This is a genomic window from Streptomyces sp. NPDC003042, from assembly GCF_053591315.1.
The window spans coordinates 1-11,401 of sequence record NZ_JBSFTP010000129.1; the positions used below are offsets into that span (position 1 = coordinate 1).

General features: G+C 68.9%; 7 protein-coding genes, 1 tRNA gene and 4 pseudogenes. 6 read left to right on the forward strand and 6 right to left on the reverse strand.

Annotated features, from left to right (window positions below):
- Nucleotides 1-1,092, reverse strand: a 1,092-nt coding sequence (locus ACWDYJ_RS34585; protein ID WP_451569571.1) for an Hsp70 family protein, incomplete at its 3' end; no start/stop codon positions are given.
- A gap of 322 nt (nucleotides 1,093-1,414) precedes the next feature.
- Between ACWDYJ_RS34585 and ACWDYJ_RS34590 the strand changes: the two genes are divergently transcribed.
- On the forward strand, nucleotides 1,415-1,951 hold the full coding sequence (locus ACWDYJ_RS34590) for a sugar transferase (protein WP_451569572.1): 537 nt from the start codon (nucleotides 1,415-1,417) through the stop codon (nucleotides 1,949-1,951).
- A 110-nt stretch (nucleotides 1,952-2,061) separates the two neighbouring features.
- A pseudogene (locus tag ACWDYJ_RS34595) lies at nucleotides 2,062-4,305 on the forward strand ((Fe-S)-binding protein); the annotation flags it as partial.
- A gap of 561 nt (nucleotides 4,306-4,866) precedes the next feature.
- Here ACWDYJ_RS34595 and ACWDYJ_RS34600 read toward each other — a convergent pair.
- Nucleotides 4,867-5,664, reverse strand: coding sequence for a hypothetical protein (locus ACWDYJ_RS34600; RefSeq protein ID WP_451569573.1), 798 nt, complete (start codon nucleotides 5,662-5,664; stop codon nucleotides 4,867-4,869).
- Between the two features lie 229 nt (nucleotides 5,665-5,893).
- Between ACWDYJ_RS34600 and ACWDYJ_RS34605 the strand changes: the two genes are divergently transcribed.
- Complete coding sequence (locus ACWDYJ_RS34605; RefSeq protein WP_451569574.1) at nucleotides 5,894-6,823, forward strand: Yip1 family protein; 930 nt, start codon at nucleotides 5,894-5,896, stop codon at nucleotides 6,821-6,823.
- Nucleotides 6,824-6,891: 68 nt separating this feature from the next.
- On the opposite strand, the gene ACWDYJ_RS34610 is transcribed toward ACWDYJ_RS34605, so the two are convergent.
- Both ACWDYJ_RS34610 and dcd read right to left on the reverse strand, forming a co-directional pair.
- Nucleotides 6,892-7,389, reverse strand: coding sequence for a phosphoribosyltransferase (locus ACWDYJ_RS34610; protein WP_451569575.1), 498 nt, complete (start codon nucleotides 7,387-7,389; stop codon nucleotides 6,892-6,894).
- Entirely contained in the window at nucleotides 7,386-7,973 is a 588-nt protein-coding gene (gene dcd, locus ACWDYJ_RS34615) for a dCTP deaminase (RefSeq protein ID WP_385575249.1), read from the reverse strand. Before dcd ends, ACWDYJ_RS34610 begins: the two co-directional genes overlap by 4 nt.
- Nucleotides 7,974-8,435: 462 nt before the next feature.
- On the opposite strand from dcd, the gene ACWDYJ_RS34620 reads away from it, so the two are divergent.
- A tRNA-Gly gene (locus ACWDYJ_RS34620) sits at nucleotides 8,436-8,506 on the forward strand.
- A 203-nt stretch (nucleotides 8,507-8,709) separates the two neighbouring features.
- Here the strand turns inward: ACWDYJ_RS34620 and ACWDYJ_RS34625 are convergent.
- Nucleotides 8,710-9,614 (reverse strand): annotated as a pseudogene (locus ACWDYJ_RS34625) (tyrosine-type recombinase/integrase); the annotation flags it as partial.
- A gap of 13 nt (nucleotides 9,615-9,627) precedes the next feature.
- Between ACWDYJ_RS34625 and ACWDYJ_RS34630 the strand changes: the two are divergent.
- A pseudogene (locus ACWDYJ_RS34630) lies at nucleotides 9,628-9,732 on the forward strand (IS5-like element ISMt1 family transposase); the annotation flags it as partial.
- A gap of 15 nt (nucleotides 9,733-9,747) precedes the next feature.
- Here ACWDYJ_RS34630 and ACWDYJ_RS34635 read toward each other — a convergent pair.
- Nucleotides 9,748-11,268, reverse strand: coding sequence for a serine hydrolase (locus ACWDYJ_RS34635; protein WP_451569576.1), 1,521 nt, complete (start codon nucleotides 11,266-11,268; stop codon nucleotides 9,748-9,750).
- 43 nt (nucleotides 11,269-11,311) lie between these two features.
- Between ACWDYJ_RS34635 and ACWDYJ_RS34640 the strand changes: the two are divergent.
- A pseudogene (locus ACWDYJ_RS34640) lies at nucleotides 11,312-11,401 on the forward strand (sigma factor); the annotation flags it as partial.

Genomic DNA, 11,401 nt, shown 5'->3' on the forward strand with positions numbered 1-11,401 from the left:
GTCGAGGAGCAGGACGTCCTTGACCTCACCCTTCAGCACACCCGCCTGGAGGGTCGCGCCGATCGCGACGACCTCGTCCGGGTTGACGCCCTTGTTGGCGTCCTGACCGCCGGTGAGCTCCTTGACGAGCTCGGCGACGGCCGGCATGCGGGTGGAGCCGCCGACCAGGACCACGTGGTCGATCTCGGACAGGTTGATGCCCGCGTCCTTGATGACGTTGTGGAAGGGGGTCTTGCAGCGGTCGAGCAGGTCCGCGGTGAGCTGCTGGAACTGCGAGCGCGTGAGCTTCTCGTCCAGGTGCAGCGGGCCCTCGGCGGAGGCCGTGATGTAGGGCAGGTTGATCGAGGTCTCCGTGGAGGAGGACAGCTCGATCTTCGCCTTCTCGGCGGCCTCGCGCAGACGCTGCACGGCCATCTTGTCCTTGCCCAGGTCGACGCCGTGGCCGTTCTGGAACTGCTTCACGAGGTAGTCGACGACGCGCTGGTCCCAGTCGTCGCCACCGAGGTGGTTGTCACCGTTGGTGGCCTTGACCTCGACGACACCGTCGCCGATCTCGAGGAGCGACACGTCGAAGGTGCCGCCGCCGAGGTCGAAGACGAGAATGGTCTGGTCGTCCTTGTCGAGACCGTAGGCCAGGGCGGCCGCAGTCGGCTCGTTGACAATACGCAGGACGTTCAGGCCCGCGATCTCGCCGGCCTCCTTCGTCGCCTGGCGCTCGGAGTCGTTGAAGTAGGCCGGGACGGTGATGACCGCGTCCGTGACCTTCTCGCCCAGGTACGCCTCGGCGTCGCGCTTCAGCTTCTGCAGGATGAAGGCGCTCATCTGCTGCGGGTTGAAGTCCTTGCCATCCAGGTTGATCTTCCAGTCAGTGCCCATGTGGCGCTTGACGGAGCGGATGGTCCGGTCCACGTTCGTGACCGCCTGGCGCTTGGCCACCTCGCCGACGAGGACCTCGCCGTTCTTGGCGAAGGCGACGACGGACGGCGTGGTCCTGGCGCCCTCGGCGTTGGTGATGACGGTGGGCTCGCCGCCTTCCAGAACGCTGACGACGGAGTTAGTGGTGCCCAGGTCGATGCCGACCGCACGTGCCATTTCGATTCCTCCAGCTGACTTGAGTGGAACAGGCTCAAGAATGCCGGATCGCTGCGTCGGCGTCAACAGAGGTGAGCCTAGGAGGCTCAACCTTTAGGCCCCCCTTACGCTCATGCCATCCCGCGGTGGCGGCCGGGGTTGCCCGGGGCCGACCAGCCCAGCCCCGCCAGGGGCCCCTCACCAGCAGTAGCTGGGGGAGTTTGAGGCGCGGGGGTCTGGGGGCGGAGCCCCCAGCAACGGCGCCGCACACGCCGGGGCCGAGCGGGGGACCCGGGCCGCGCGGCGCAGGACCGCCGCAGCACCCGTCCGGCACGGTGCTGGCATGCCCCTACAGCTCACCCTCCCCGCCCGCCCAGGGAAACGGCCGGCCAGGCCACAGGCCAAGCGGGTGCTCGACCTCATCGGCGCGGTGATCCTGCTGGCCGCGCTCGCCACCCCGCTCACACTGACCGCCGCCCTGCTGTACGCGACGACGCGCACGCGGGTCCTCGTACGGGAACCGGCGGTCGGACTGGCCGGGCGGCCGTTTCGGACCTGGCGGCTGCGCACGGACGGCGCGGGCCGTCTCGGGGCCGCGGTCCGGCGGTGCGCGCTGGACGGGCTGCCGCAGCTGCTGAACGTGGTGCGCGGCGAGATGTCGCTGGTCGGGCCGCGCCCGGAAACGCGTACGGACCGCCCCGAGCGGCTTCTCGTACGTCCCGGAATGACAGGATTGTGGCAGATCGGCACTCGCTCCGACCTCCCCTGGGAGGAGATGACCCTGCTCGACCTGCACTATGTGGAGAGTCACTGGCTGGGAATGGATCTCGCGATCCTCGCCCAAACCCCTCGGGCCGCCTACCGACAGAGGCATGCCTGAGCGACACAGATCACCGCTCGCTCACCTACATTGCGGCGCGGGGAATGGGTAACCTCAAGCCTTGACTCAATAAGTTACCGCTTAGTAAGTCCCGCCCGAGGAGCCCTCCCATGCAACTCGCCGCGATCATCGTGTCGCTGGTTCTGACCGTGGTCGGCGTCGCGCTGCTCGCCCGAGCCGTGGCGCAGATCTACCGGTTCGTGAAGCTCGGCCAGCCCGTACCGGCAGGCCGCCGCACGGACCGCCCGAAGGATCGAACGCTCACCCTGGTCAGGGAGTTCCTCGGCCACAGCCGGATGAACCGCTGGGGCATCGTCGGCTTCGCGCACTGGTTCGTCGCGATCGGCTTCCTGACCCTGCCGCCGACGCTGGCACAGGCGTACGGCCAGCTCTTCCAGGCCGACTGGACGCTGCCGGTCATCGGCGGCTTCCTGCCGTTCGAGATGTACATCGAGTTCATCGGCCTGATGACGGTCGTGGGCATCCTCGTGCTCATCGTCATCCGGCTGCTCAGCCTGCCCTCGCGGGCCGGTCGCAAGTCGCGCTTCACCGGCTCGAAGGCCTGGCAGGCGTACTTCGTCGAGTACATCATCCTGACCATCGGCCTCGCGATCCTCGCGCTGCGCGGCCTTGAGGGCGCGATCCACCACGTGGACTCGTACGACCCGGCGTACTTCGTCTCGTACCCGCTGGTGCTCGCCTTCGACGGGCTTTCGCTCGGTACCTTGCAGACCGCCATCTACTTCACCGCGATGATCAAGATCGGCACCTCGCTGATCTGGATGATCGTCGTCTCGCTCAACACCAACATGGGTGTCGCCTGGCACCGCTTCCTCGGCTTCCCGAACATCTGGTTCAAGCGGAACGCCGACGGCGCCGTCGCGCTCGGCGCACTCCAGCCGATGACCAGCGGTGGCAAGGAGATCGACTTCGAGGACCCGGGCGAGGACGACGTCTTCGGCGTCTCGCAGGTCGAGCAGTTCTCCTGGAAGGGCATCCTCGACTTCTCCACCTGCACGGAGTGCGGTCGCTGCCAGTCGCAGTGCCCCGCCTGGAACACCGGCAAGCCGCTGTCCCCCAAGCTCCTGATCATGTCGCTGCGCGACCACGCGCACGCCAAGGCCCCGTACCTGCTGGCCGGCGGCGGCAAGGACATGGAGGGCAACGAGAAGGCCACGCCTGAGCAGCTCAAGGACGTCCCGGCTTCCGCCATCGCGGAGGCCGAGCGCCCGCTGATCGGCACGGTCGAGGAGAACGGCGTCATCGACCCGGACGTGCTGTGGTCGTGCACGACCTGCGGTGCGTGCGTGGAGCAGTGCCCGGTCGACATCGAGCACATCGACCACATCGTCGACATGCGGCGCTACCAGGTGATGATCGAGAGCGCGTTCCCGTCGGAGGCGGGCACGATGCTCAAGAACCTGGAGAAGAAGGGCAACCCCTGGGGCCTGGCGAAGAAGCAGCGCGTCGAGTGGACCAAGGAGGTGGACTTCGAGGTTCCGATCGTCGGCAAGGACGTCGAGGACCTGTCGGAGTTCGACTACCTCTACTGGGTCGGCTGCGCGGGCGCGCTGGAGGACCGGGCCAAGAAGACCACGAAGGCCTTCGCCGAGCTGCTGAACATCGCGGGCGTCAAGTTCGCGATCATGGGCGGCGACGAGAAGTGCACCGGTGACTCGCCGCGCCGCCTGGGCAACGAGCCGCTGTTCCAGCAGCTCGGCCAGGAGAACGTGGCCATGCTGAACATGGCCTTCGGTGAGGACGACGACGATCCGGCGACGAAGAAGCCGAAGTCGGCGAAGCGGATCGTCTCGACCTGCCCGCACTGCTTCAACACCATCGCGAACGAGTACCCGCAGCTCGGCGGCGAGTACGAGGTCATCCACCACACGCAGCTGCTCCAGCACCTGATCGACGAGGGCAGGCTGGTGCCGGTGACGCCGGTCGACGGCCTGGTCACGTACCACGACCCGTGCTACCTGGGCCGGCACAACAAGGTCTACACGCCGCCGCGCGAGATCATGTCGTCCGTGCCGGGGCTGCGGCAGCAGGAGATGCACCGCCACAAGGAGCGGGGCTTCTGCTGTGGCGCCGGTGGCGCGCGGATGTGGATGGAGGAGCGGATCGGCAAGCGCATCAACAACGAGCGCGTCGACGAGGCCCTGTCCCTGAACCCGGACATCGTCTCCACCGCCTGCCCGTTCTGCCTGGTCATGCTGACCGACTCGGTCAACGGCAAGAAGAACGACGGCCAGGCCAAGGAGTCCGTGCAGGTCGTGGACGTGGCGCAGCTGCTGCTGGAATCGGTGAAGGTCGCGGAGCCGGAGCCGGAGCCCGAGCCGAAGCCCGAGCCGGTGGCTGCGAAGGCCGAGGCCAAGCCTGCCGCTGAGGCGAAGCCGAAGACCGAGCCCGCGGCACCCGCCGCCAAGGCGGAGCCCGCAGCACCCGCCAAGACGGAGCCGAAGGCCGAGGCAGCACCCGCCGCCAAGGCCGAGCCCAAGCCCGAAGCCGAGGCCAAGCCCGCCGCCGACGCGGAGCCCAAGGCCCAGCCCGGGGCACCCGCCGCCAAGGCCGAGCCCAAGGCACCCGCCAAGACGGAGCCGAAGGCCGAAGCCGAGGCCAAGCCCGCCGCCGACGCGGAGCCGAAGGCCCAGCCCGAGGCACCCGCCGCCAAGGCCCAGCCCGAGGCACCCGCCAAGGCGGAGCCCAAGCCCGAAGCCGATGCCAAGCCCGCCGCTGACGCGGAGCTCAAGGCGAAGGTCCCGGCCGAGCCGGAGGCGAAGGCCGAGGGTGGCGCCGAGGCCGAGGAGCCCGAGGGCGCCAAGTAGGCCCCGGCGGTAGCCACGAGCACCGGAGCGGCCGGGTCCCCCGTCAGGGGAGCCGGCCGCTCCGTGTGTGTCCCACCCGGGACGGGATCAGCCTCGCCCGCCCCGCAGCAGGGCGAAGCCCAGCCCGGCGGGGGACGGCTTCTCGGCCGTGTACTTCTCGATCAGCTTCCCGGTGGCGAAGTCGTACACCCAGCTGTCGCCGCCGTTCCTGCCGTCGATGACGACGAACTTCACGCGCTTGCCGTCCCGGACCAGCTTGTACGTCCAGCCATCGTTCAGCGCGCTCGGGTTCTTCAGGTCGATCGTGCCCAGCGGGTTCCCGTTCGGCGTGGAGATCTCGACGCGCTTGCCCTTCGGGCCGTCGACGAGCTTCGCGATCCGCCCGTCCGGCATGGTGATCCGGACCGAGCTCTCCTTCTTCGCCTCCGGCGTCGGTACCGGCTTCGGCTTCGGCTTCGGCTTCTCGATCGACTTCTGCGTGCCCTCGACCCGCGAGGTGACCGTGCCGTTCGGCCGGAGGGTCACGTGCAGGCCGTTGTTCTGCCCGTACGCCGGCTTGCCGCCCTTGCTGACCAGGGTGCCCAGCTTCATGCCCCCGGCGAAGACGTCCGCCTCGAAGTGGTCGTCGCTGATCTTGTAGACCTTGGCGACCGGCCCGTCGGCCAGCTTCACGGTGGTGACGTACCCCCGGACCTTCACGGGCGGCGTCGGCGGCGGGGTGGTGGGCGACGGGTCCACGGCCGGCTGCTCGATGCCGGGCAGCACCTCGGGCTCCGGCACCGTCGGCGAATCCGCGAAGGCGGATCCGACCGGCAGTGCCAGGACGGCGGCGACTCCGGCGAAGACCGCGGCGGTACGAAGGGTGGTGCGGCGGGCGCTGCGCATGGTGGGGCTCCTGCTCGTTCGTGACTCCGTGGGGGCGACACCGACGAAGCTACGGACCCGATATGTACGCATTCCGTAGGCAACGTAACGAACCCCCACAAACTCCCGCTCAGCCGCGTAAATCCCCCACCCCCGGTATCCCCTAGGGGATGTCACAGCTCAGCCGCAAAGGCCACGTGTTCCGGCTGCCCGGCCACCGGCGCCCGGCGGAGCAGGTACTTTCGATCACGTGGCTGGATTCAGGATCGGACGCGGCCGGGACAACAACCGCACGCCGCAGCAACCTCCGCAACAACCCTCGCGGCAGCAGCCGTACGGTCAGCAGCAGCAACAAGCGCCGCAGACCCCGTACGGCCATCAGCCGTACCCTCCCGCCGGACCACCCCCGCAGCAGCACTGGCCGCAGCAGGGCGCGGCCACCGCCGGGGGCCACGGCGAGCCCGAGTACTTCGACCCGTACGGCCAGCAGCAGCCGCCGCAGAGCCCGTACATGGCCCCGCACGAGCCCTCGTACGCGAACAACCCGGGGCACACCCAGGCGTTCTCCGTCGGCGAGGACCCGTACAGCCAGGGCGCGACGTATCACGCGGGCGCGGCGGCCGCCGCTCCGCCGGCCGGACCGCGGCTGCCCTGGAAGGCGCTCCTGCGCGGCATCGTGCTGCGGCCGGGTCCGACGTTCCTCCAGATGCGCGACTACGCCGTCTGGGGCCCGGCGCTGACCGTGACCTTCCTCTACGGGATGCTCGCGGTCTTCGGCTTCGACAAGGCGCGCGAGGACGCGATCAAGGCGACCCTCACGCAGGCGGTCCCGATCGTCCTGAGCACCGGCGTGGCCTTCGTCATCTGCGGCCTGATCCTGGGCGCGGTCACGCACACGCTGGCCCGCCAGCTGGGCGGCGACGGCGCGTGGCAGCCGACCGTGGGCCTGTCGATGCTGGTCATGTCGGTCACGGACGCGCCGCGCCTGCTGGTGGCGGTGTTCCTGGGCGGCGACAACATGTTCGTCCAGGTCCTGGGCTGGGTGACCTGGCTCGCGGCCGGCGCGCTCTTCACCTCGCTGATCAGCAAGTCGCACGACCTGCCGTGGCAGAAGGCGCTCGGCGCCTCCGCGATCCAGCTGGTCGCGCTCCTGTCGATCATCAAGCTCGGCACGCTGTAACGGCGACGGAGAAGACGGAGAAGGGGCCCGCCGCGCAGGGTGCGCGACGGGCCCCTCCGCTGTTCACGTCAGGCGTCGAGGACCTGGCCCTCGCGCCTGACCACGGGCGGCTCGACGGACCAGGGGAAGTTGATCCACTCGTCGGTCTTCTTCCACACGTACTCGCACTTCACGAGGGAGTGCGACTTCTCGTAGACGACCGCCGAACGCACCTCGGCGACCGTTCCCAGGCAGAAGTCGTGCACGAGCTTCAGCGTCTTGCCGGTGTCGGCCACGTCATCGGCGATGAGGACCTTCTTGTCGGAGAAGTCGATCGCGTCGGGCACGGGCGCCAGCATGACCGGCATCTCCAGCGTGGTCCCCACACCGGTGTAGAACTCGACGTTCACCAGGTGGATGTTCTTGCAGTCGAGCGCGTACGCGAGCCCGCCGGCCACGAAGACCCCGCCCCGGGCGATGCTCAGGATGATGTCCGGCTCGTAGCCGTCGTCGGCGATCGTCTGCGCCAGCTCGCGCACGGCGTTCCCGAAACCCTCGTAGGTCAGGTTCTCGCGTACGGCGCTCATGCCTCGTGCCTCACCTGAGTGCGGTGGAAGTTCTGGAAGGAGCGCGAGGCGGTCGGGCCGCGCTGCCCCTGGTAGCGGGACTCGTACCGCTCGCTGCCGTACGGGAACTCCGCGGGCGAGCTGAGCCGGAACAGGCACAGCTGCCCGATCTTCATGCCGGGCCAGAGCTTGATCGGCAGGGTGGCGAGGTTCGACAGCTCCAGGGTCACGTGGCCCGAGAAGCCGGGGTCGATGAAGCCGGCGGTCGAATGCGTCACCAGGCCGAGGCGGCCGAGGCTGGACTTCCCCTCCAGTCTGGAGGCGATGTCCTCGGGGAGCGAGATGACCTCGTAGGTCGAGGCGAGCACGAACTCGCCCGGATGCAGAATGAACGCCTCGTCCCCCTCCGGCTCGACCATCCGGGTCAGATCCGGCTGCTCGACCGCGGGGTCGATGTGCGCGTAGCGGTGGTTCTCGAAAACCCGGAAGAACCGGTCGAGACGTACATCGATGCTGGAGGGCTGCACCATCGACTCGTCGAACGGGTCAATGCGAACCCGTCCGCTGTCGATCTCGGCCCGGATGTCTTTGTCGGAGAGAAGCACGTCCCGAGGATACGCAGAGGGCGCGGGCCACCCCAATCGAGAACGGCCCCGCGCGCCTCCACCCGGAATGCCCGCTACCGCTTGACGCCGCCCACGGGCACCGCGTGCCTCAGCCGCGCGCACCGCGGACACCTCAGCAACCGCCCGGGCCCGATCCGCCCGGCCCCGAGGTGCTGCAACGGGAACGAAGCGGTGCTGAATACATGCCCTTCGGCACAACGGACGACGGTGTGCTCCATCGAGTCCCTTTCCCCAAACCAGCCGTACTGCGATGAATCGCCACATTAGGGGATGATCGCGACCCACTCCAGCCGCCGCTCCGCGCCCCACGGTACGCCCAACTCCCGCCTCCACCCGCCCCCCTGGACCCCACATACGACGACGACCCCGCAGTGAATTCACCGGGGGTCGATCATGGGGTAAAGTGTGCATGGACACGGATCCAGGCGACTGGATCGCTGTGCGGATGTAGTTTAATGGTAGAACATGAGCTTCCCAAGCTTATAGCGCGGGTTCGATTCCCGTCATCCGCTCTTGAACGAAGGCCCAGGTCACCGACCTGGGCCTTCGTCGTTGTCTAGACCTCTCAGAGCCCGCGTGCCATTCGCGTGCCATAAGTCCCCTCACGGGGCATCAGATTGGCGGCTAAGCCAGCGCCGGCTGCGACGGGGCGCCGAATGGTCCCGAATATCGAGACGCATCCTCGATGACCTGCGCCACACGCTGGAGAGGCGCGTCACCTCCTCCGAGCGGCCCCGCTCGGAGCCGGGAGCCGTGGCACGAGCTTGTGGACGGTGGCTGCCGTAGTTCCATCCGGATACCGGTCCGGCTGGGTCCGCTGGCGGCGTACGTCGATGTCGATGTTGTCGGCGAGCGCGCGCTGGTGCTCCTTGGTGGAGTGCTGATGAATCAGCTGCGCCCGCTCAGAGGACTGGCCCGCACGGACCTGAGGTCCTTCAGTTTGGCCCCCGTGTCGGCCGCGAGGGTGTTGCCGGTGTGGCGCAGGTCGTAGAAGCGGAACTCCTTCGGCATGCCAACCGCGTCACGGGCCTTGCGCCACTTGCGGCCGAAGGTGGTGCCGCGCAGGGCAGCGCCCTTCTCCCCCACGAACACCAGTCCCACGGGTCCCGGCTGGGCGAACCAATCCAGGTGCCGGCGGACGTCGAGGAGGACGAAGGCGGGCAGCATGATCTCCGGTTTGCCCGCGCGGGACTTGGGATCCCCGATCATCCGGCGGCCCGTGTTCAGTTCCGGGGCGGCCCGCCGCACCCGGACCGAGCCGGTGTCGAGATCGATGTCAGCCCTGCGCAACTCGGCCAGTTCTTCAGGGCGCATGGAAGCGAAGGCGCCCAGAAGGACCATCAGCCGCCAGCGGATGCCGATGGCCTCGGCGAGCGCGAAGACCTGGTCGATGGTGGCGACGGGCCGCTCGTCCGCGTCCTCACGTCCCGCACCGCGGATGGAACAGGGGTTGCGTCGGATCAGCTCGTCCTCGACCGTGGTCTGCATGATGGCCTTCAGCAAGCGGTAGGACTTGGCCGTGGTGGTGGCACCCGTGGCCTGGCGCCGCTCCGGGCTGATGGTGTTGACGTACTGACCGCCGAACGCCGGCTCCAGGTGGAGGCGCAGCAGCCGTCGGTACAGCTCGTCAAGCAAGCTCAAGCAGTGGCGCGGCCTGGCCACCCGCTACGACAAGACAGCCACCACCTACCTCGCCGGACTCCACCTCGCCGCCATCTTCATCCGGTCAGCCAGGTGACCCGAAGGACGCGCCCTAGCTGCCCTTCTCGAAGGTGCCGAGGCCGTTGGCGTCCAGGTACTCCACCCGCATCCTGCCGTCGGTGAAGGTCACCCCGGTGCGGCCGATGGCGTTCTCGCCGACGGTCTCGAAGCTGAAGGTGTCCCCGTCGTAGTGGGTGAGGGGGAAGGCCATCGGCTTCGGTCCCAGGTGCAGCACCAGCCCGCCGCCCGGGCCGGCCGTGACGGTGGCCCGCCCGTAGAACGGGTTGGTGTACGTACCGGTGTACGCGCTGTCCGCGCGGGCCGGCTTCGGGTCCGCGGGCGGCTTGGCGAAGTCCGTCTTCGAGCGGCCCTCGCCGAGCTGCTGCTTGTAGGCCTCGGCCACCACGGGCAGCCAGTCCCGGCTGGGCTTGCCGAACTCGGCGGTGTCGAAGAAATTGAGGGCGACGGTGTCGGGGAGGCCCGTGGGGGCGCCGTTGGTGAGCACCACGATGGCGAGCTTCTCGGCGGGGACCAGGGTGACGTTGGTGTTGGCGCCGAGTGCGAAGGCGCCGGCGTGGCTCAGGCGCAGGCGGCCGTGGTCGTCGTAGCGCACGTTCCAGCCCAGGCCGTAGTAGCCGGGCTGGGTGTTCGGTTCGGCGGGCGGCTGGCTGATGCTGTGCGGGAGGTGGGTCTCGGCCAGGCCGGCGCTGTTGATGACCTGATTGCCGTCGATCTTTCCGCCGCCCAGCTGGAGGCGTAGCCAGCGGGCCATGTCCCGGGCGTTGGAGCTGACGCCGCCGGCCGCGGTCTGCGCGTCGGCGTCGCGGACGTAGCGCGGCTTCCAGGTGCCGTCGTCGGTCTTGACGTGGGTCAGGGCGCGGTCGGCCGCCTTCTCGTAATCGCTGAAGCGGGAGCTGGTGTGCGTCATCCCGGCGGGCTTGTACAGCAGGTCTTCGGAGAGCTTGTCCCAGGGCACGCCCTTGGCCTTGGCGACGGCCTCGGCGGCCGCGGTGAAGCCGAAGTTGGTGTACGCGTAGCTGGTGCGGAACGGGCTGAGGGGCTCGTAGCGCAGGTGCGACAGGATGTACGCCTGGTCGTAGCCCAGGTCCTCAAGGAGGTCGCCCGAGTGATCCGGCAGGCCCGAGCGGTGCGAGAGCAGATCGGCCGCCGTGACGTGCGAGCTGACCCATGGGTCCTTGAGGGTGACGCCCTTGAGCGGGTCGTCGAAGCCGTCGGCGCCGAGGGCCTGTGCCAGGACGGTGGAGGCCACCGGTTTGGAGACCGAGGCGAGCTGGAAGACGGTGTCCGGGCCGACCTTGTCGCCCGGGGCATCGGTGCTGCGGACACCGAAGCCCTTGAGGTAGACGACCTTGTCGTCGTGGACCACGGCCACGGAGACGCCGGGCACCCCGGTGCGCCGCATGCCGTCCTGCACCTGCGAGTCCAGCGTGTCCAGGGCCCTCGCCACGTCGAAGCCACCGGGGCTCGGCGACGGTGCGGCGGCAAAGGTCCCGGCCGCCAGGGCGAGCGCGGCGACCACGGTCAGCCCCCTCCGCTTCCTGTTGCGTCGCATACGTCCATTGAACGCCGGTCCCGCGTCGGGCGCCCGGGCGTACGTCCGCGCCTGGCGGGCCCACGAGAAGTTCGAGGGCCGCTCGTCGCTCCGGTCGTGGCTGTACCGGATCGCCACCAACGTCTGCCTGGAC

Excerpts from the sequence above, each read along its gene's own strand:
- ACWDYJ_RS34610 (WP_451569575.1), bottom strand. The coding sequence starts at position 7,389 with ATGAGCGCCGTACGCGAGAACCTGACCTACGAGGGTTTCGGGAACGCC.
- ACWDYJ_RS34635 (WP_451569576.1), bottom strand. The coding sequence starts at position 11,268 with ATGCGACGCAACAGGAAGCGGAGGGGGCTGACCGTGGTCGCCGCGCTC.
- ACWDYJ_RS34600 (WP_451569573.1), bottom strand. The coding sequence starts at position 5,664 with ATGCGCAGCGCCCGCCGCACCACCCTTCGTACCGCCGCGGTCTTCGCC.
- ACWDYJ_RS34590 (WP_451569572.1), top strand. The coding sequence starts at position 1,415 with ATGCCCCTACAGCTCACCCTCCCCGCCCGCCCAGGGAAACGGCCGGCC.